The sequence below is a fragment of the Rhizobium lentis genome (genome assembly GCF_017352135.1).
GTDB lineage: Bacteria > Pseudomonadota > Alphaproteobacteria > Rhizobiales > Rhizobiaceae > Rhizobium > Rhizobium lentis.
Window position 1 is genome coordinate 3,957,907 of record NZ_CP071454.1, and the last position, 20,101, is coordinate 3,978,007.

Consider the following 20,101-nt stretch of genomic DNA (forward strand, 5'->3'; position numbering starts at 1 on the left):
ATGTAATTTCAACGATGAATTTTACGCAGAATTAAGCTGGGGCCATTGACTTCATTGCCTATTTTTGGGCGTGGAACAGCTCTCAAAATAAAATCGAAGTCAGATCAATATGATTTTCGTCGCGGTGCATTTTCGACACGCATGAATAAAAATCTTGTTGACATGGTTCAGGGTGATTTCTCAACAGGCTGAGCGCGATCGGTGAAAGCGACTCCAAGTAAACCGACCCCTCCAATCAAACAGCGCGCCGATAGCGCAGCTTGGCAGCACCTTTATAAGGGTGTCGCATGGCGCCGATTGCGTCAGCATCAGCTGGCGATGCAGCCACTTTGCGAGTTCTGCTTGGTGACTGAGGAGATAACGGCGGCAGAAGTCGTCGACCACAAGCGGCGCCACCAAGGCGATCCTGAGCTTTTCTTCGATCCCACCAATCTGCAATCCCTTTGCAAGCACCACCATGACAGCGCGAAGCAGATGATGGAGCGCGGCGAGAAGGTGGTGACCTATGGCGTCGACGGATATCCCATCGAGCTCGGGTAGGGAGGGGTGGTCGCCGGTCCCGCCGCGCCGCCCTGGGTAGCGGCGTCGGGCATTCGCGTTAGTGCTAATACAGATTTTTGCCTCCCGTGCGCGCAAGCGCGCGAGGCCGAATGAGGATCCACCGCCATGGCAAAGAGGAAAGCGCGCATCGACAGCGCGGCCGAAGCCGTGCGCGTCATGGCCAAGGCGACGGCGGATATTCTGCCGCCGGACAACGTGCCGCTCGACGAGGAAGACCTTCCGTTCTTCCGCAACGTCATCTCAGAATATGCGCGGTCAGACTGGTCGGCCCACCAGCTCGAACTCGCCGCAATGCTAGCCCGCACCATGGCCGACCTGACGCGAGAGCAAAAGCTTTTGCGCGACGAAGGCGGCGTTGCCTACTCCGAAAAGGGCACGCCGGTAGCTAACCCGCGAAAATCAATCGTGCAGATGCACGCCAGCTCGATACTGTCGTTCCGTCGGTCGTTGTCGCTCCACGCGCGTGCGCAAGCGGGCGAGGCGAGGGATGTAGCGAAGCGCCGCGGTGCGGCCAAGGCAATCGAGGGTGACAACCCACTAGAGGATGATCTGCTGGCGCGACCGGACTAGCGAAGTGAATGGCAAAGAAGCCAAAGCCGCTCACCCGCGGCGAGCGCGTGATCGCGTTCATCGAGCGTTACTGCCTGGTGCCGGAAGGCACGCTGCTCGGCAAGCCGGTGAAGCTTCTCCCTTTCCAGCGCAGATTCATTCTGGCGGTCTATGACAATCCGAAAGGAACGTCGCGCGCATACCTGTCGATCGCCCGTAAGAACGGGAAGACCGGTCTGATTGCCTGCCTGCTGCTGGCGCATATCGTTGGCCCCGAGGCTTATACCAACGGTCGCATTGTGTCTGGCGCCCGCTCGCGCAAACAGGCCGCCGAGGTCTTCAATTACGCCGCCAAGATGGTGATGATGTCGCCGGAGCTTTCGAAGCTCGCGCGCATTGTGCCGTCGGCCAAGATGATTGTCGGCCTGGCAAAGAACGTCGAATATCAGGCTAGCTCGGCGGAGGCCAAGAGCGCGCACGGCGGCTCGCCGATCCTGGCCATCCTCGATGAGGTCGGCCAGATCAAAGGCCCGACTGACGATTTTGTCGAGGCGATCGAAACGTCGCAGGGCGCCTACGAAGGGCGCGCGATGCTGTTCGCCATCTCGACGCAGGCCGCCACAGACAACGATCTCTTTTCGCGCTGGATAGACGACGCCGAGACGTCGAAGGATCCTCGCATCGTTAGCCATATCTATTCCGCGCCGGCGGAATGCGACCTTGATGACCGTGACGCATGGGCCGCAGCTAACCCGGCGCTTGGCGTGTTCCGGTCTATCAAGGATGTTGAGGACTTCTCGCTCCTAGCGAGCCGCATGCCCAGCAAGGAAGCGAGCTTTCGCTGGCTGTTCCTAAACCAGCGGATTGACGCGTCGGCGCCGTTCGTAGCTCCAGCGGTGTGGCGCGCCTGCGATGCGTCGATCGAAGATTTTGAAGGCCTGCCAGTATTCGGCGGCCTCGACCTGTCAGAAGTTTCAGACTTGACGTCGCTGGTGCTCATGGCGCCTCGCGACGGCATCTGGCACGTCAAGCCGACGTTCTGGCTGCCCGGTGATAGCCTTCGAGAGAAGGCAAAGGCCGACCGAGTTCCTTATGACGTCTGGCACGGCCAGCAACTGCTGGAGACGACACCTGGGCCAACGGTCGATTACGAGTTCGTCGCACATCACTTGCGCGGCCTGTTCGATCGTCTGGACATTCGCAAGATCGCTTTTGACCGCTGGAACTGGCGGCACTTGAAGCCCTGGCTTCAAAATGCCGGCTTTACCGACGAGCAACTGGACGGCGATCAAGCCGTATTCGAGCAGTTCGGCCAAGGCTTCGCATCAATGTCGCCGGCTCTGCGGGAGCTCGAAAGCTTGATCCTCAACAAGAAGATTGCCCACGGCGGCCATCCCGTTCTGACGATGTGCATGATGAATGCCACGGTGAAGCAGGATCCAAGTGGAAACCGTAAGCTCGACAAGCAGAAGTCACGCGGCCGCATCGACGGCGCCGTGGCGCTCACCATGGCAACGGCAATGGCCGGCACCTACGAGGGTGCAGCCGACATGGCGAGCCCATGGGATGACCCAGAATTCTCCATCAACAAGGCGGCATAAATGGCTTTGAAAGACTGGTTTAGCCGCCCAAATGCGGAAAAATCGCCAGAAACCCGAGCAACCATCGAAAATCCGACGATCCCGGTGAGCGCAGACAACTTTCTTGCGTTCTTCGGGATCAATTCGGCGAATCTGCCGGCCGTCACGGTTGATAGCGCCCTCACGGTGCCGGCAGTTTGGGCCGCGGTGGCATTCATGTCGCGCACGCTCGCTGCGCTGCCGCGGCATGCTTACCGCAATACGAAGGCCGGCGCCACGCGCATCACAGGGCGGCTGGAAACGGTCGTCAATGTGGCGCCGAACGACGGCATTGGCTCCTTCGCGTTCTGGCAGTGGTTCTGGCAGCAGGTTTTCACCCACGGCCGCGGGCTCGCCTACATCGAGCGCACGCCGCAGGGCGTGGATTCGCTTTGGCCGATGGATCCGACGAAGACGACCGTGAAGCGCGTCGGCCTCAAGATTTCCTACGAGTACGACGGCAAGACGTACGACGCGGCTGACGTCATCGACGTTCCGTTCATGCGCCGCAGCTGCGGATTGAGGCATTACGGCCCGATCGCGCAGGCATCCAAGGCGATCCAGCTCGCGATCGCCATGAACGACTACGGCTCGAATTTCTTTGCCGGTGGCGGCGTCCCGCCGCTCGCGCTGAAAGGGCCGCTGCCGGCAAGTGGGGAAGCGCTCAAGCGCGCCCAGGCTGACATTAAGCGAGCCGTCGACGCAGCGAAGGGCGCCGGGGAATCGGTATTCCCCATTCCGCCTGGCTACGACCTTACCGCAGTCGGCCTTGATCCTGCCAAAGGGCAGATGATCGAGGCCCGCCGATTCCAAGTGGAGGAGGTGGCGAGGACATACCAGCTGCCGCCGGTGTTTCTACAGGATCTCACCCGGGCCACGTTTAACAATGTAGAGCAGCAGGATCTGCACCTAACCAAGCACCTGATAGGCCAGTGGGCCAAGGCGCTTGAGGACGAGATTAATCTGAAGTTCTTCGGTCGGTCCGCCGGCAACCGCTATATTGAGCACAATCTCGACGGTCTTCTGCGGGGCGACTTTAAGACTCGCATGGAAGGCTATGGAATCGCGATCCAAAACTCAATCCGAACGCCGGATGAGGTTCGCGAGCTGGAGAACCTGCCGTCCAAGGGCGGCGAGGCGGCGAAATTGCATATCCAAGGAGCGACCGTGGCACTCGGCTCGCAGCCGAAGCCCGCCACAGAACCGCCGGCCAACGACAACAACACCGATGATGATGGGGCGCAGGCCGCATGACGACAGAAATTGAAAAGCGCAGCCTCATCGCTGACGTCGAGCACCGCGCGGCGGACGACAAGCGCACGCTGGTCGGCTACGCCGCCGTATTCGAGCGGCTGGCCGATATCGGCGGCTACTTCCAGGAGAAGATCGCTCCTGGCGCCTTCACAGATGCCGTCAAAGGCGACATCCGCGCCCTCGTCGACCACGACATGGGCCGAGTGATCGGCCGCACCAAGAGCGGCACGCTGCGACTGCAGGAAGACGGCAAAGGCCTTCTCGTGGAAATCGACGTGCCGGACACGACCGACGGAAACGATCTCTGGGTTCTGGTCGAGCGCGGCGATATCAGCGGCATGAGCTTCGGATTCCGCGTGACCAAGGAAACCTGGGACGAAACCGGCGCCGTCCCGGTGAGGACCATCGAGAAGCTCAACCTGCTTGAGGTCTCCGCAGTTGCCTGGCCGGCCTATGATGACACCACCATTGGCCTGCGGTCGCTTACAGCGGCCAGGGCTGAGGGCGGCGCCCGGAACGCCGCGGCAGCGCGCCGACGCATTGCCGAGCGCGAAGCTCGCCAGGAACAGAAAATTCGGGGCATCCGGCAGGACTGACCCGTAGTCACCCGGCCACCAGCCGGAGGGCCGGACACGACGTCCTGCCATTCACCCCCACAGCACCACATTTTGGAGACTTGCATGACTCTCACCGAGCTGCAGGAAAAGCGCGGCCGTCTCGTCACGGAAGCACGCGCTGCCCTGGAAGAAATCAAAAAGAACACCGACGAGGCCCGCGCGGCTGAGCTTGAAGCTCGCCACGACACGATCATGTCCGAGTTCGACCGCGTCGAACGCAACATCAAGCGCGAAGAAGATCAGGCCGCTATCGAAGCCCGCTTCGCTGCTCGCCAGGAAGAAGAGCGCGCCAAGAAGCGTCCCGGCGCCGGCTCTGAAGAGCGCGCATTCGGTTCCGAAACTGGCGAACAGATCGAATACCGCGAAGTTTTCCTGAAGTTCATCGCCAATGGCGCGTCAATCGACGCCCTCGATCCCGAAGAACGCAAGGTCTTGCGCGCCGGCGTCGAGAACATCGAAAAGCGAATCCAGACCGGCGGAACGAACGCGGCTGGCGGCTATACCGTGCCCGTCGAGATGCAGAACCTGCTGGTTCGCTCCATGAAGGCGTTTGGTCCGATGTACGATGCTGATGTTGTCAGCGAGCTCGTCACGACCGCGGGCAACCAGCTGCCGATCCCGACGACCGACGATACCGGCAAGACCGGCGTCCAGGGCACCGAAGGGACGGCGCTCACTGACGACGGTTCTGCCGATGCAGTATTCGGTCAGAAGCAGCTTGAAGCCTACGACTTCAACACGAAGTTCGTGAAGTTCTCTTGGCAGCTCGCGCAGGACTCCATCTTCAACATGGAAGCCCTGCTCGCTGACCTGCTCGGCGAACGCCTCGGCCGCCTCGCCAACGCACAGCTGACGACCGGCACCGGCACCAGCGCGCCGAACGGCATCGTGACCGCTGCAACCCTCGGCAAGACGGCCGCTGCTGCTGCTGCGATTGCCTCTGATGAAATCATCGACCTGACGCATTCCGTCGACCCGGCATATCGTATGTCGCCGAAGGTTCGCTTCATGTTCAACGACCTGACGCTGGCGGCTATCCGCAAGCTGAAGGACGGCCAAGGCAACTACCTCTGGCAGATGGGCAACGTCAAGGAAGGCGTACCGGGCACGCTGCTGGGCTACAACTACAGCATCAACCAGGCGATGGCGAACATCGCAACCGGCAACAAGACCATCATCTTCGGCGACCTCGGCAAGTACTGGGTCCGTAAGGTTGGTTCGCCGGTGATCGGCGTCCTGCGCGAGCGCTTCTGGCCGGATCTCGGTATCGCTGGCCTCATCCGCTTCGACGGTGAGCTGCTCGATACGGCATCCGTCAAGTATCTGCAGCAGGCTTAATCGATTGGCGGGCTGGCTTAGGCTGGCCCGCCATTCTTTTCAGGAGGCGACATGCTTTTGAAAATGATAGCCGGCCTGTCCGGCCCTGAATTCAACTTGGCGCCTGGCGACGAGCGTGAATTTGTAGATGCCGAGGCGGAGCGCTTGATCGAAGCTGGCTTTGCCGTGAAGGCGGAAGCTGACGAAGTGCCGGCCGCAGCACCGGCTCGCAAGAAGGGCAAGGCCAATGTGGTATCCGCCGAAGGTGACGCAGGCTCCGAGTGAGCCTATCTCAGTCGCGGATGCGAAACGCCATTGCGTGGTTTTGCACAACGATGATGACGCGCTATTCGATGCCCTCATCACCGCGGCACGTGATTATGTCGAGCGATACTGCAATACGCCCTTGGCAACGCAGACGATCGAAGTGAAATGCGACACCTTCTGCGATTTCGATCGCTTGCCGGTGGCACCTGTGCAGTCGGTCACCTCGATCGCCTATATCGCCACCGACGGCACGAATGCGACCGTTGACGCCGCCGACACAGAGACGCGCTTCGACGGCCTCGAGTCGTCGATCCTGCCAGCATACGGCAAGCAGTGGCCGGTCACGCGCAACGGGTCGCGCATCACGATGACCGCTGTCGTTGGCTATACCGCTCTGCCGCCATCCATCAAACACGCGATACTGCTCTGGATCGCCGATGCCTACGAGCAGCGCGAAAGCAAAGAGCTGCCAGTCTGGACTGCGTTCGACGCGCTGCTTTGCAACCATAGACGCGGCGCGTAAGCCGCAGGAGACCTTCCCATGGCAGACATTACGGTTACGCCAGCAAACGTGCTTCCTGGCACCAATGCAGGCATCGATTCCGGCATCGCTGGCGAGGCCATCGCAGCCGGCAAGACGATATATCTTAACGCCACAACCAATCGCTGGATGCTTTCCGACAACAACGGCACTGGCACCCGCCAGGTTCACGGCATCGCGCTCAACGCTGCATCGGCCGGTCAGCCGGTTGCTATCCAGAAGTCTGGCGACATCACTATCGGCGCGACGCTCGTTGCCGGCCAGGACTATTGGCTTAGCGGCACTCCTGGCGGCATCTGCCCTCGCGCAGACCTGACGACCGGCATGGATCCGGTTCTCGTCGGTATCGCAAAGACGACGGCCGTCCTTGCAATCTCGCCGATCGATCCAGGGGTTACACTCTAATGTGGGTTCGCTTTGTCGCTGATTTCGACTGGCGCGCGACGCCCGCCGTGACCATCGCGTACAAAGCGGGCACCATCGAGTTTGTGACGCGGGCTTGCGCCGAAGAGGCTGGCGAGCGGGCCGAAGTCGTTGACCGGCCAGCTGGTCGGAAGTCACCAAAAGCGGGTGGACGATGACAGAGACCAAAGGCGCTGGTAGGCTTCGAGAGAGGCTGCACTTCCAAAGGCGCCAACTCGTCGACGACGGGTTTGGCAACGAGCAGGCCGGTGATTGGATCATAGTCTTCACGACTGCGGCCGAACTGAGGCCTTTGAAGGGAAGCGAGCCAGTCATAGCCTCTCGTCTGTCTGGTGTGCAGCCGTTCGTCATACAGATCCGCAGCTGCATCGAGGCGAGGAGCGTCACCACAGCGTGGCGAGCCGTTGACGCGCGCAACCAATCGCGCATTTTCAACATCACGTCTGTGGCGAACTTCGACGAGAGGAACGCCTATCTAGACTTGATGGCGGTGCAAGGAGTTGCGACGTAGTGGCTATCACAGCGGAGCTAAAGGGGCGCGAGGCACTCATGCGGCGCCTGAACCAACTGGCGCCGAACGTTGAGAAATATGCCGCAAGCGCAAAGCTTGAGGCGGCCAAGGAAGTTGCTGATGCCATTCAGGCGCGGGCTCCTCGCGGCGATACGCTGGAATATGCGGAAAGCATAGAAGGCGATCGTCTGTCGAGCCGGCCTCAGCAAGAAACCGTCGGCACAACCGCCACCAAAGATCCGTCGGCGGCCGGCATCTTTGCGGAATACATCTGGCGTTTCCTCGAGTTCGGAACGGCTCCGCACAGCACAGCAAAGGGCGGCGGCACAGTGCTCGGTAAGAAGCTTGCCGCAGCATCGGGCGCCGGTATGCATCCAGGCACCGCGGCCCAGCCTCACATCTTTCCGACTTATCGCGCCATGAAGCCGGCAATTCGCAAGCGAATTCGCGCGGCCGTCAACAAAGCTGTGCGCGAGGCCATGGGCAAATAGCCAGAAGGCAGGATATCTCATGGCAAGCCCAGATCTGGAACTGCAGGGCTCTATAGTGGCGCGATTGAAGGCTGACGCCACCCTTTCGGCGCTTATAGGCTCGCGTGTCTATGACCAGCCGCCGGAAGGCGCGATTTTCCCATATTTCACGATCGGCGAGGCGCAATTCCTTCGTGATGATGCAACTTGCGTCAGCGGCGGCCAAGTCTATCTGACGATGCACGCGTGGTCGCGTGCCGTCGGCTTCCCAGAGGTCAAGCGGATCGCTGATGCAGTTGCCGAAAGCCTGCACCTCGCACCACTGACGCTGGCCACCAATCATCTGATTTCGATCAATCACCGTCAGACGCGCGTTTTCCGCGACGCCGACGGCCTCACTTCGCACGCAGTCATCGAATTCGTTGCCCGCGTCGAGAAGCCAACTGCGTAGCGCGGGCGGCATAATAACCATCGCGCCAACCGCGCTAATCACCACATCAGGAGACTATTATGGCATTAGTCGGTCAGGTACTTGGACGTACCCTGCTCATTCAAATCGGTGACGGCGGCTCCCCGACGGAAGTATTCACCAACCTTTGCGGCCTCAAAACCCGCAGCTTCAACCTCTCGGCGGGCGAAGTCGACACGACCATTCCGGATTGCGCCAATCCTGGCAACGTCGTTCAGAAGACGAGCCGCCCGGGAATTGCAAATCGCACGTTCACGGGATCTGGGGCTTACGTCGCCGGCGCCAACATGTCGGCGTTCATGACGCATGTCATCAACGCGACCGCATTCAACGCGAAGGTGATCGTGCCCGGTCTCGGAACCTTCTCGGGCTCGTGGTTTGTGACCGATTTCACCGCGTCTGGTGACGTCGAGCCGAACATGGAATTCTCCGCGACCTTCACCGCCGGTGACACGCTCACCTTCGCGCCTGAAGTCTAAGCGATCAGAAAGAGGAGAATTCTGTGACTGATCAAGAATACAAGCATCCGGTCAACGGGGCGCGCGGCGAAGCGCGTCTCGTCATTGACGGCGTCGAGCTCGTAGTTGCGGCAACAATGGGCGGCCTGTCTGCCTTGTCGAGCCGCCTGCAGTGCAAGTCTCTGAATGATCTGTTCCTGCGGCTGTCTGGCGTCGAGGCGGCCGCCACTGTCGCAGCCATCGAGCTTCTGACCGTCAAGGGCAACGCTATTGAGGCGATCACTAATCTGAAACTGAAACACTTTCCGGCCTGCGCCGTGGCCTTTTCTGCGATCTTGGCCCATCACTTTGACGGTGACGAGGGAAACGTGGAAGCCGTCGACGAGGCGGCGTAGACAAGAAAGGGCGCGGCGTCCTGGATGACACGCCGTTTCCTTGGCGCCAATGGATGAGGATCGGCATCGGCGGCCTCAAATGGCGGCCTGCGGATTTTTGGGATGCCACGCTCACCGAATTCTTCGATGGGATCGAAGGTCACAATGAAGCGCAGGGCGTTGACGAGCAGAATACCGATGCGCCAAGCGATCGCGAGTTGGAAGCGCTCGTGGCGAAGTATGGCTAAAGACCTGCGCGATAAAATTCGTCATCGGTGATATAGCCTTCGTCGCGACAAACCAGACGCATTTCTCGCATGCCTTTGTCAAGCAGAGCTTGACGGCATCCTCCACGGATCGTTTCTTCCTCGGCCGCGGCGAGGCGCTGTAATCGCCGCTGATTGATGTCGTATGCCATGTATGCGCCCCCGGCAATCACGACGACGCAGGCGCAGGCAATCAGTCCTTTCAGCCACCCATCCATCATTTCCCCCAAAGGCCCACAACCACCGCGGGCTTTTTCATTTTAGGATGCGCAACGCATGGCTGACAATACCGATGACCTGATTATTTCAATCAGCACTGATCAGGCCACGCTCCGTCGCAGCATCCAGCGCATCGAGCGCGATCTGGCGGGCTTGTCGGGATCGGTGCAGAAGCAGTTCACGGCTGTCGGCAAGTCGATCGACAACTCCATTTCTTCCACAATGCAGAACCGCATCAATGCCATGGTCGGCATTGGAACGAAAGCATCGAAGGAGTGGACTGGAGCGCTCGCCGACCAGGGCAAGGAATTGGAACGGCTCCGCGCCAAGTACAATCCGCTGTTTGCGACGATCACGCAATACAAGGCGGCCGTAGCCGAAATCAAGCAGGCGCACGCCGTCGGTGCAATCTCCGCGAATGAAATGGCGCTCGCGATCAGCAAGGAGCGCCAGGCTGCGCTTGCATCTACAGCAGCCATAAAAGGTCGCAATGCCGCCCTTGAGGCGACTCCTGCGCAGCGAGCTGCTGGTGGCGCCGGCGCATTCCAGACAGCAAACATCGCCGCTCAGTTCCAGGACATTGCGGTTCAGCTTCAGGGCGGCAGCAAGCCGCTGACGATTGCATTGCAGCAGGGCACCCAGCTCGCGTCTGTTTTCCAGACAATGGGTTCTGGCAAGCAGATTATTGCTGGACTCGGCGCGGCGTTCGCTAGCCTAGTTAGCCCGGTCTCGTTGGTCACTATCGGGCTTATCGCGGCCGGTGGCGCTGCCTACCAGTATTTCACATCGGTGGGCGAAGGCGGCAAAAAATCAGAAGAGGCCCTCAAAAAGGAAGACGAGCTGATCCAGCGCGTCGCCGACAAATGGGGCAGTGTCCTTCCAGAGCTCAAGAAATACGCGGACGAGCGTCAGAGACTTCTCGACGTCAAAGAACAAAAAGATGCTTCCCTTGCGGAGGCAGACAAGCAATGGACTGAACTCCGCAAGAATATCGGCCTGACACAGGCAAAATACGCCGAGTTCCTCCAGACCTTCAATGATCAAGCGGCCGACACTGCGAAGGTCGGCGCGCTCCAAAAGGCATATAAAGAACTCAGCGATGGAATCGCCAACGGCACAGCCACAACTGAGCAGGCCAAGGCAGTGCAGGCCGCCCTTCTTGCTCTCATGCAGGAAACGGGCATTAAGGCTGTTGGTGATTTCGCGAAGACATTTGATGTTCTCGCGACTTCGATTGCTGGCGCACGAAGCGAGGCGGACAAGCTAAAAAGCGCGCCGCTGTTCAACGAGAACGTTGATAAGAGCCGCCTTCCGACGCTCGGCACTCTCGGCCCCATATATTCGGACAATGGAAAGCTGCTGACCGATCCAAACGAGATCGAGCGTTATAGGAAGCAGCAGGAGGAAAACCGAAACCCGACGATCGACACTGGTCGCGGGCTCCCCGTTCCAGTTCCGACACCGACGGCAAAGCCGATCCAGCTTGGTGAAGAGCCAAACAAGCAGGCGGAAACGGCTGCGACCAAAGCGGCGAATGCGTATCGCGACCTGGTGAAGATTGCCGATGACCGTATCGGCCAACTGCAGCAGGAGATCGACCTCCTCGGTAAGTACGGCGTCGACGCTGATGCTGCCCGCTTCGCGCTGGACCTATTCCAGCGGTCAGAGGATAAGGGCAGGTCGCTAAGTGAGCAGCAGCGCAAGGAAATCGAAAAGAAGGTTGCGCTCTACAAGCAGTACTCTGAAACGCTGTCGAAGGCAAAGCTGCAGCAGGATTTGCTCATGGACGCGCGATACAACTCGCTGTCCAAGCAAGACCAGCAGATCACAACGACGCTTCGCCAGTACGGCTTGCCGGAGGATTTGAACAGCCCAGAAGCCGGCCAAATCCGCAAGTTTCTGAATATCGAGGACGCGCGATCCGATCTCAGGTCGTTCTTCGGCGACTTCAAAAATGCTCTGCTGAATAACGGGGGCGACATCGGCAAGGCATTTGCTGACGCCATCCAAAACGCCGCGCTAAACCAGATCTCGAAGATTGCCGACCGGCTTATCGATCAGTTGATCAATGGCATTCTCGGCGCTGGATCTGGTGGCGGGATCCTCGGTAACGTCGGAGCCCGCTCTGGCGCCGCCAATGCCAATTTCGTGGCGAACACGACGCTCGGCCAGCTGATCGGAGCCAACGACAATCTCGGCCGGGCGCCAGTTATCCCGGTCACGCGGGCGCCGCTTGGCAACATCGCGGCCTACGCGGCCGCAATCAAGTCCATCGAAAGCGGCGGCAACTATTCGGCCATGGGGCCTGTGACTGCTTCTGGCGACCGCGCATATGGCGCCTACCAGGTGATGGGTGCCAATGTCGGCCCCTGGACGCGGCAGGCGCTTGGCTATTCGCTGTCGCCGTCACAGTACCTTGCATCCTCGTCGGCGCAGGATGCTGTCTTTCAAAAGATCTTCGGCGGCTATGCAGGGCGTTACGGTGCCTCGGGCGCTGCGCAGGCTTGGTTTGGCGGCCCAGGATCGGTGGGCAGCGGCGGCAATGCGGCCGATATGCTTGGCACGACCGGCACGCAATACGTCGAGAAATTCAATAGTGCGTTGACGCGGCTTTCCGGCACGACCGACTCCGCAACCGGCGGACTTCGGAACTTCAACCCAGCTGTTGGCTCTGCGACCCAGAACCTCGGCCAGTTCGGCAACGGCCTTGGCCAGCTAGGCAATACCCTTCAATCTGGCGCAACCGCCGGCGGTTCTTCCGGTGGTGGCGGCGGCTTGTTTGGCTGGCTCGCTAGCCTGTTCGGTGGCGTGAGTTCGGGTGGAGCAGCCTCCTCGGCGTTCAATACCCGCACTTATGCTGATGGCGGCCATGTCTCAGGCCCTGGCGGCCCGACCAGCGATAGCATCCCAGCGATGCTTTCCAACGGCGAGTTTGTCGTGAATGCCGCATCTGCGCGCCGGCATCGAAGGTTGCTGGACGCGATCAATTCCGGCTCCATCGCAAGATTTGCGAGCGGTGGATTGGTCGGGGCCGCCGGCGGTTCTCGTGTTGCCGGCAGGGCGTCATCTGGCGCTTCTGGCGTCGTGGTGAACATCACGAACAACGCAAACGCGCAGGTCACGCAAAAATCGCGACAGACGTCGAGCGGTACGCAAATCGACGTGCTGATAGATGAAATGGTGGCTGACAAGGTCTCAACGCCGGGATCGAGGTCGCGCGGCGCAATGCAATCGCAGTTCGGGCTGCGCGGAGGATTGGCAAGGCGATGACTGTTCCAGTTTGGCCGGTGACCCTGCCGAAGTTTTTCACAGCAACATCATACGACGAAGGGGGCGCAGACAATGTTCTGCGCTCCGAAACATCTATCGGTCCAGCGAAGACTAGGCGGCGCACCTCGGCGAATGTCTGGGGCCAAAGCGGACAGATGGTCATGTCTTATGCCGAGTATGGAGACTTCCTTACATTCGTGCGGGATTCCATTTCGGACGGCGCGAAGGCCTTTACGTTCCCCGACCGCCTCGGCGGGTCGGATCTCCTGGTTCGATTGAAAGAACCCCACAAGGCAACACTCGACGGCAATTCCTGGGTCGTTTCATTCTCCCTTGAGGTTTTGCCTTAACAGCCTGGATATCAGATGAGCCGTATTCTTTCGCCTGGGTTTCTTGCTGGGATTTTCTCACAGGAGACAGACGAGGTTCCGATCTGCCTCTTGACCGTGACTCACGACGATCTCGACGAGCCGATCTATATCTCCAGCGACCCGACGACGCGCCTGTCAGACGACCCGCTGGTCTATGGCACGGAAAGCCGGGGCGAGCAGTTCATCTTTTTGCCTTTCGACTTCACGCTGCCGGATGATCGCAGCGATGCTCCGCCGCGCGTCCAACTGACGATGGACAACATCGACCGCACTCTGGTCTCTATTCTTCGCACCTTCACCACGCCGCCAGCAGTCAAGTTGGAGATCATCCTCGCGTCGGATCCTGACATGGTCGAGATCACGATGCCGGTGCTGCAGATGTCTGACGCGACGATGGATGACCACGCGATATCGGTCACGTTGGTGGCGGATGCGCTGGTCAACGAGCCGCATCCTGCCGGCCAATTTACGCCAGGATCGTTCCCGGGGCTGTTCTGATGGAACGCTTCATCGGAATTCCTTACGTGCCCCATGGGCGCGACTACACCGGCGCGGACTGCTGGGGTGTCCTTTTTCTTTATTATCGGGACGTGCTCGGGACATCAGTTCCGTCCTACTCGGCGGAAATGGACGCTCGCGAGTTTCACCGCAGCGCCATCAGCCCACTGGTCGCCGAGGAGCGTGAGAAACACTGGCATCCAGTTGATGTCCCGAAGATTGGCGATTGCGTGCTGATGCGGGCAGGGCGCCACGACAGCCACGTCGGCGTGTTCCTTGGGCATGGCCTCGTGCTCCACAGCGAGGGGCCGCATCCCTCAGTCATCGACCGAATCGGCGACATGCGCTGGCGAAACCGGATTTCCGGATTCTACCGCCTCAACCAATAAGGCAGATCCATGCAGCTTGTACCGACAACGGCGCCTGTTGAAATCATTGCGCCTGGCGAAAGCGTAGACGTTTATCTGCGTCGATCTCCGCTGCGCTCGGGACGAGAGCACATCAGCCTTCCGGCCGGCCTCTCGATTGAAGAGATCATCGAGCGCTGTGATATTGAGCCGAGCAGGCTCTACATTGCGATCAATGGGAACTCCATCGAGCAAAAGAACTGGCGCCGCGTCCGCGTCAAGCCGGGCGCTTCGGTTACGATAGTGAAGGTTCCTGGGAAGGGCGCCCTCCGCGCGATTGCCGGGCTCGTCGTTGCCATCTTCGCCGCAGTTGTTGCACCATGGCTCGCGACGAGCGTTCTTGGCCTTGCTGCTGGCTCTACGGCAGCCAGTGTGGCAACCGGCCTTATAGGCGCCGGCATATCGCTGGCCGGCAGCCTGATCATCAATGCTTTGTTTCCGGTCGCCAAGCCAGATTCCCTCCCGAACACGACCACGCTTTATTCGATCGGCGGGGCGCAGAACCAGGCGGCGCAATATGGCGCGATCCCGGAGATCTTCGGCACGCACCGGATCTCGCCGCCATACGCTGCCGGCGCGTATACGGAACTGGTCGGAGACGATCAGTATCTGCGTATGCTGTTTGTGGTCGGCTATGGTCCGATCGCCGTGTCAGACCTGAAGATCGGCGAGACCGCGATCTCGAAATTCGAGGATGTCCAATACCAGATCCTCGAGGACCATACGGTTACGCCGCCAACGCTTTACACGAAGCCGGTTTATCAGGAGGACGTCTCTGTCGTTCTGGATGCCGAGGCGGGTTGGGTGCAGCGCACGACAGCAGACAACATTGATGAGATCTCTGTGGATGTTAGCGCGCCGAGCGGCATCTATCGGTACAAGTCATCCAACGGCAATCGCGTCAACTATACCGTTACCATCGAAGTTCAATACAAGCTTTCGACCAGTAGCACATGGCTCTCCTTCGGCACCTTCGACCTGACGTCGAACTCGCCCCAGGCATTGCGCCGGACGCTGAAGAAGACGGTCACCCGCGGCAAGTATGATGTCCGGCTGAGCAAATCGTCTTCCGATTACAGCGGCAAGGACACCGTTTCCGAGACCGTCTATTGGACTGCCGTGCGGGGCCGGCGCAATGAGCCGGTGGTCAGCTTCTCGAAGCCTCTGACGTTGATCGCGATGCGGATCAAGGCGACCGGTCAGCTCAACGGCACTGTCAACACACTGAACTGCATCGCCAGCCCGAAAATCCGGTCATGGAATGGTGTTACCTGGTCATCCGGGCAGGTAACTCGCAACCCAGCCGATCACTTCCGGCAGGTGTTGCAGGGCAATGCGAACGCGCGACCCGTCGACGGGAGCTCGATAGACATCGTCAGCCTGCAAGACTGGCATGCGTACTGCGAGACGAACGGCTTCACCTTCGATCTTGTGGCGACCGACCAGAAATCTGTCTACGAACGATTGACGGAAATCGCGGCCGCCGGCCGAGCTGCGGTCACTTTCCGCGACGGGCGGTGGGGAGTTGTCTGGGATATAGCCGACTCGCCGATCGTGCAGCATTTCACGCCACGGAACTCCGCCAACTTCTCTTCGGTGCGGGCCTACACGGATCTGCCGCACGGCTTCCGCGTCAAGTTCATCAACCGCGACAACAGCTACCTGAACGATGAGCGGGTTGTCTATGACGACGGATATGACGAGGACAACGCCACCAAGTTCGAAGGGATCGATTTCTCCGGCGTTACGGACAAGGATTTGATCTGGAAACACGGGCGCTATCACCTGGCGCAGCTTCGGCTGCAACGGGAGACCTATTCGCTCGACACAGACTTTGAACATCTGGTCTGCACCAGGGGCGACCGTGTCCGCGTAAACCATGATGTCGTGCTCTGGGGCGCGGGTGCGGCGCGGGTGCGGTCAGTCACATCCTCGCCCGATGGCGTTGTGATTGACGATCTGCTGACGATGCAGGCCGGCAAGACCTATTCGATGCGCTTTCGCGGCGCTGATGGCTCGTCTATCATCAGAACGATTACAGGCGTCGACGGCGAGTTCAACTCGTTCCAGTTTTCAGATGCCGGTGATTTGCCGGCGCCAGGCGATCTCGCGATGTTTGGCGAGAATGGATTTGAAAGCGTCGTTCTGCGCGTCAAGAGCATCACGGCGAGGCAAGATCTTTCTGCGCGTCTGGAACTCGTCGATGACGCGCCGGCCATCATGGACGCAGATAAAGGGGACATCCCTGAGTTCGAAACGGGCATTGCCCCGGTTCCGGATTATCGGGCCTCGGCGCCGAGCGGATTCTCTTATGTCGAGACGGTCTGGACGACTGCGCCGGCTACGTCAGCGATCGATATGGCGTGGCAGGCGCCGGACGCGGGAGCTGCTGCATCTTACATCGTGCAATATCGAGCCAACGGCGATACGCAGTGGATCACGACATCGAGCGTTAGCGCGCCGGCAATCCGCCTCGTCGATCTCGCGACGGGTGTCTATGACGTCCGCATAAGGGCGGTTTTTGCCAATGGCGAGTTGTCGGACTTTCTCACTTCGTCGTTCATCTGCGCGATCTTCTCCTCCAATCCGGCGGACATCGGAGATTTCCGTGTCGCGGTCAACGGCGACATCGCGATGCTGCAGTGGACGCTGCAGGCCGACCAAGCGCTCTCCCATTGCGAGATCAGGTTCTCGCCGGCTGTAACTGGCGCCACATGGCAGACGGCAACGCAGCTCCGCACAAACGTCGTGGGCTCGCAAGCGCAGGTCCCGGCGATGGTCGGGACTTATCTGATCAAGGCCGTGAACTATGCCGGGCTGATGTCGGTGAACGCGGCGCTCGTCGTCAGCACGGTCAATCCGCTGACAGCTTTCAACGCGGCCGAGGCGCTGCAGGAAGATCCGAGCTTCGCCGGAACCAAGACGAATGTCTTGGCGGCCGGCGGTGCGCTGCGGCTCGACACCGAGGCCGATATCTTCGAACTTGTTGATTGGTTCTCGGTCGACGATTTCTTCCTGTCGATCGGCGGCTTTGTCAGCGAAGGGATTTACGACTTTGCGGACATCGTCGATCTCGGCGCCGTCTACACGTCTCGTGTCTCGGCAAACGTCAACGCCTTTGGTGAGTTGGCAAGTCTGGACCTTTTTACGCGAACGGACTGGTACGGTGTGCCCGAGTACTTCGGCATTGCCTCAGATTCACTGTGGAACGTTCGCGTCGAGGTCTCTTCGACCGACGATGACCCATCGGGAACGCCAACGTGGAGAGACTGGGCGGAGCTAAAAACGGGCGACGTGTCGGCTCGGGCCTACCGGTTCCGCGCTAAGCTCTTGTCGATGCAGGCCGATGTGACGCCTGTGGTCGAGACGCTAGGTGTCACCGTCGACATGCCGGATAGAGTCATCGCTGAGAACGATCTGCTGGTAACCGCCTCCGGTCTCACCGTCAACTTCTCACCCGCCTATTACGTGCTGAGCGGCATTTCGATTGCCGCGCAAAACATGCAGACCGGCGACTACTACCAAATCACCAGCAAGACCGCGGCTGGTTTCACGATCATCTTCCGCAATTCATCTGGGACGCCAGTCGCGCGGACCTTTGACTACGTGGCGAAAGGGTATGGATACGTCCAATGAGCCAAGCAACAACCTTTAGCGTTCCAACAACCGGCCCGGCTACGCCAAGCGCCATGGCCGCCCGCATGGACGACAGCTTCAGGGCTCTTCTCAGCAGCAACTCCGGCGCGTCCCGGCCGTCCTACGCGGTCGCCGGGACATTCTGGGTCTCCACCGCCACGGCTGGTCAGCTGAAGCTCTATCTCTACGATGGATCTGACGACGTTCTGCTGATGGTGCTCGACACGGCGACGAACGCTATCGTTTGGAGCGGCCTTGGATCGACAATCAACGGGTTGACTGCAAAGACGACGGCCGTTGGGGCCGACAAGCTGGGGATCTGGGACAGCGCGGTTGGCGATGCGAAGAGCCTGACGCTTACCGCTCTCAGCACCTTCCTTGCGCCGCTGCTCGGCCCAGACTTTGTCGAGGGCGGCATCGTGCTGCCGAACGCGTCGACGCCGCTGACGCACCTTGATATCGCCGCCTTCAAGGTCAAGGCGCTGAGCAAGGTGGCGATCTTGGCCGGCACGCTGACCAAGAACATCAATGGCACCTGGGTAGCGGGAAACAATGGCGGCCTGGATACGGGTGTGAAGGCGGCCAATGCTACCTATTTCGTCTACGCGCTTCGCAAGCAGTCGGACGGAACCGGCGAGGCAGTTCTATCAACGTCGGCAACGGTTGGCGGCGTCAATACCTCGCTCTTAGGCGGCTATGATGTCCTTGCGCCGATCGGCGTCGCCCTGACGGACGGCAGCTCGAATATCCGGGAGTTCATTATGAACGCCCGCGACGAGTACACCTTTACGTCGCCTGTGAAGGATGCTGTCAGCCTGAGCGTTTCTTCGACATCTGCACTCTTGGCCCTGACGGTACCGAATGGCACCAAGGTAGAGGCAAAGCTTAGGTTCCAATTTTCCGCGTCGGCGACTACCGCATCTGCGTTGCTTCACGATCCGGCGCAAGGAACACTCGTGGCCGGCATCGGAAACGACGGTGCGAACGTTGGCGCTATTCAGGTCGCCAGCAACTACGCTGTCGGGTCCGGAAGGATCTGGACGAACACCAGCAAGCAGATCCGCCAGGTCGCGGGCGCCTCTGGTAGCCTTTGGGTCTGGACCGAGGGCTTCATTTTCCCCTGCAAGAGGATTGGCTGATGCCATATGTAATGAGAAATGCCGACGGCGACATCTGTGGTCTGTTTGAACAGCCACAGGAGGGTTTTGCTGAGGAATTGTTGGCCGCTGACGATCCTGCGGTGATTGCCCATCACTACAAGCCCCTGCCGGTGGTATCGGTGTCGGCACGCCAGTTCAAGCTTCAACTCCTGGCGGCAGGGTTGCTCGATAGCGTGGATGCATGGGTGGCGCAGCAGCCGCGTGATGTACAGATCGCCTATGAGTATTCCGGCACTTTCGTTCGAAACTCAACGATGATGGCGGCAGGCTTTGCCGCCATGGGATTCACTCCGCAGCAGATCGACGGTTTCTTCGTTGCGGCGGCCCAACTATGATCCTTCGCTACCTGGCCTATTTCCCGATCAATCTCGCGTTCGTGCTGCTGTCCTATCTTTTGGCGCCGGCACTTGCTGGGTTGTCACTTCTGACCGGCCCACGCCTGCCTGGTGTGCTGCAGTGGTTCTCAACGCTCGATGCCGATCTCGACGGTGGCGTAACGCAGCGGGTGAGGGGATACAGAGCCGGTCTCCGCGGCTGGCGCCTCTGGTGGCAACGCACATGTTGGATCTGTCGAAACCCGGCCCACGGCTGGCAATCGACAGTGCTCGGCATGCCTGCGGCCGGGTCTTCCATTGTCCAAGCGCGGCTCAGCCTGGATCCAAACCAGCAGCTTTATCTGATGAAGACGGCGGCTGGCGTTCCGTTCTTCTGCTTCAAGCGTGACCAGCCGCTCGCCGCCGGCTTCTACGTCAAGCTGTGGTTCGGCTGGGTTAACCGGGCCTACGACGGTCGGAACCACCACTACAGTTTCCAGATCGGCCTCAAGCGGGTCTAACCCACTCCC

At 59.9% G+C, this 20,101-nt stretch carries 24 protein-coding genes; 23 read left to right on the forward strand and 1 reads right to left on the reverse strand.

The window, feature by feature from the left end:
- The first annotated feature begins 345 nt into the window (after nt 1–345).
- From J0663_RS31305 to J0663_RS19340, 15 genes are all read left to right on the forward strand, one after another.
- A complete protein-coding gene (locus J0663_RS31305; RefSeq protein WP_246590317.1) occupies nt 346–540 on the forward strand; it encodes a hypothetical protein in 195 nt (64 codons plus the stop codon).
- A 126-nt stretch (nt 541–666) separates the two neighbouring features.
- Complete coding sequence (locus tag J0663_RS19275; protein ID WP_207241973.1) at nt 667–1,131, forward strand: terminase small subunit; 465 nt, start codon at nt 667–669, stop codon at nt 1,129–1,131.
- Nucleotides 1,132–1,139: 8 nt separating this feature from the next.
- The gene (locus J0663_RS19280; RefSeq protein ID WP_207241974.1) at nt 1,140–2,711 is read left to right on the forward strand and encodes a terminase large subunit; all 1,572 of its coding nucleotides are present in this window, start codon (nt 1,140–1,142) and stop codon (nt 2,709–2,711) included.
- The gene (locus tag J0663_RS19285) at nt 2,712–3,983 is read left to right on the forward strand and encodes a phage portal protein (protein WP_207241975.1); all 1,272 of its coding nucleotides are present in this window, start codon (nt 2,712–2,714) and stop codon (nt 3,981–3,983) included.
- Nucleotides 3,980–4,579, forward strand: a complete 600-nt coding sequence (locus tag J0663_RS19290; protein WP_207241976.1) for an HK97 family phage prohead protease — start codon at nt 3,980–3,982, stop codon at nt 4,577–4,579. The genes J0663_RS19285 and J0663_RS19290 overlap by 4 nt, the downstream gene beginning before the upstream one ends.
- Nucleotides 4,580–4,663: 84 nt before the next feature.
- Nucleotides 4,664–5,938: a phage major capsid protein gene (locus J0663_RS19295; protein ID WP_207241977.1), complete on the forward strand. Its 1,275-nt coding sequence runs from the start codon at nt 4,664–4,666 to the stop codon at nt 5,936–5,938.
- Nucleotides 5,939–5,989: 51 nt separating this feature from the next.
- The gene (locus J0663_RS19300; protein ID WP_207241978.1) at nt 5,990–6,202 is read left to right on the forward strand and encodes a hypothetical protein; all 213 of its coding nucleotides are present in this window, start codon (nt 5,990–5,992) and stop codon (nt 6,200–6,202) included.
- Nucleotides 6,203–6,236: 34 nt separating this feature from the next.
- Nucleotides 6,237–6,707, forward strand: coding sequence for a head-tail connector protein (locus J0663_RS19305; RefSeq protein ID WP_246590318.1), 471 nt, complete (start codon nt 6,237–6,239; stop codon nt 6,705–6,707).
- Nucleotides 6,708–6,725: 18 nt separating this feature from the next.
- On the forward strand, nt 6,726–7,130 hold the full coding sequence (locus J0663_RS19310; RefSeq protein WP_097541833.1) for a hypothetical protein: 405 nt from the start codon (nt 6,726–6,728) through the stop codon (nt 7,128–7,130).
- A 172-nt stretch (nt 7,131–7,302) separates the two neighbouring features.
- Nucleotides 7,303–7,659, forward strand: a complete 357-nt coding sequence (locus J0663_RS19315) for a head-tail adaptor protein (RefSeq protein WP_207241980.1) — start codon at nt 7,303–7,305, stop codon at nt 7,657–7,659.
- The gene (locus J0663_RS19320) at nt 7,659–8,150 is read left to right on the forward strand and encodes an HK97-gp10 family putative phage morphogenesis protein (RefSeq protein WP_207241981.1); all 492 of its coding nucleotides are present in this window, start codon (nt 7,659–7,661) and stop codon (nt 8,148–8,150) included. The genes J0663_RS19315 and J0663_RS19320 overlap by 1 nt, the downstream gene beginning before the upstream one ends.
- A 19-nt stretch (nt 8,151–8,169) precedes the next feature.
- Entirely contained in the window at nt 8,170–8,580 is a 411-nt protein-coding gene (locus J0663_RS19325; protein WP_207241982.1) for a DUF3168 domain-containing protein, read from the forward strand.
- A 59-nt stretch (nt 8,581–8,639) separates the two neighbouring features.
- Complete coding sequence (locus tag J0663_RS19330; protein WP_207241983.1) at nt 8,640–9,077, forward strand: phage tail tube protein; 438 nt, start codon at nt 8,640–8,642, stop codon at nt 9,075–9,077.
- A gap of 23 nt (nt 9,078–9,100) precedes the next feature.
- Entirely contained in the window at nt 9,101–9,451 is a 351-nt protein-coding gene (locus tag J0663_RS19335) for a hypothetical protein (protein ID WP_207241984.1), read from the forward strand.
- Nucleotides 9,452–9,504: 53 nt separating this feature from the next.
- Nucleotides 9,505–9,678 carry a phage tail assembly chaperone gene (locus J0663_RS19340; RefSeq protein WP_246590319.1) on the forward strand — a complete coding sequence of 58 codons (174 nt, stop codon included), beginning with the start codon at nt 9,505–9,507 and terminating at the stop codon, nt 9,676–9,678.
- Here J0663_RS19340 and J0663_RS19345 read toward each other — a convergent pair.
- A complete protein-coding gene (locus J0663_RS19345) occupies nt 9,675–9,914 on the reverse strand; it encodes a hypothetical protein (RefSeq protein WP_207241985.1) in 240 nt (79 codons plus the stop codon). The genes J0663_RS19340 and J0663_RS19345 overlap by 4 nt on opposite strands.
- A gap of 58 nt (nt 9,915–9,972) precedes the next feature.
- Between J0663_RS19345 and J0663_RS19350 the strand changes: the two genes are divergently transcribed.
- The 8 genes from J0663_RS19350 to J0663_RS19385 all read left to right on the forward strand — a co-directional run bounded on the left by J0663_RS19350 (nt 9,973) and on the right by J0663_RS19385 (nt 20,092).
- Entirely contained in the window at nt 9,973–13,185 is a 3,213-nt protein-coding gene (locus J0663_RS19350; protein WP_207241986.1) for a phage tail length tape measure family protein, read from the forward strand.
- Nucleotides 13,182–13,535 (forward strand): hypothetical protein, encoded by a 354-nt coding sequence (locus J0663_RS19355; RefSeq protein ID WP_207241987.1) that lies wholly within the window; start codon nt 13,182–13,184, stop codon nt 13,533–13,535. Before J0663_RS19350 ends, J0663_RS19355 begins: the two co-directional genes overlap by 4 nt.
- Before the next feature lie 15 nt (nt 13,536–13,550).
- Complete coding sequence (locus J0663_RS19360; RefSeq protein WP_207241988.1) at nt 13,551–14,054, forward strand: DUF1833 family protein; 504 nt, start codon at nt 13,551–13,553, stop codon at nt 14,052–14,054.
- Entirely contained in the window at nt 14,054–14,443 is a 390-nt protein-coding gene (locus J0663_RS19365; protein WP_207241989.1) for a C40 family peptidase, read from the forward strand. The genes J0663_RS19360 and J0663_RS19365 overlap by 1 nt, the downstream gene beginning before the upstream one ends.
- A 450-nt stretch (nt 14,444–14,893) precedes the next feature.
- Nucleotides 14,894–18,097 (forward strand): host specificity factor TipJ family phage tail protein, encoded by a 3,204-nt coding sequence (locus J0663_RS19370; RefSeq protein WP_246590320.1) that lies wholly within the window; start codon nt 14,894–14,896, stop codon nt 18,095–18,097.
- The gene (locus tag J0663_RS19375; protein ID WP_207241991.1) at nt 18,094–19,236 is read left to right on the forward strand and encodes a hypothetical protein; all 1,143 of its coding nucleotides are present in this window, start codon (nt 18,094–18,096) and stop codon (nt 19,234–19,236) included. Before J0663_RS19370 ends, J0663_RS19375 begins: the two co-directional genes overlap by 4 nt.
- Nucleotides 19,236–19,592: a hypothetical protein gene (locus J0663_RS19380; RefSeq protein WP_207241992.1), complete on the forward strand. Its 357-nt coding sequence runs from the start codon at nt 19,236–19,238 to the stop codon at nt 19,590–19,592. The genes J0663_RS19375 and J0663_RS19380 overlap by 1 nt, the downstream gene beginning before the upstream one ends.
- On the forward strand, nt 19,589–20,092 hold the full coding sequence (locus J0663_RS19385) for a DUF7338 family protein (RefSeq protein WP_207241993.1): 504 nt from the start codon (nt 19,589–19,591) through the stop codon (nt 20,090–20,092). Before J0663_RS19380 ends, J0663_RS19385 begins: the two co-directional genes overlap by 4 nt.
- Nucleotides 20,093–20,101 lie beyond the last annotated feature (9 nt).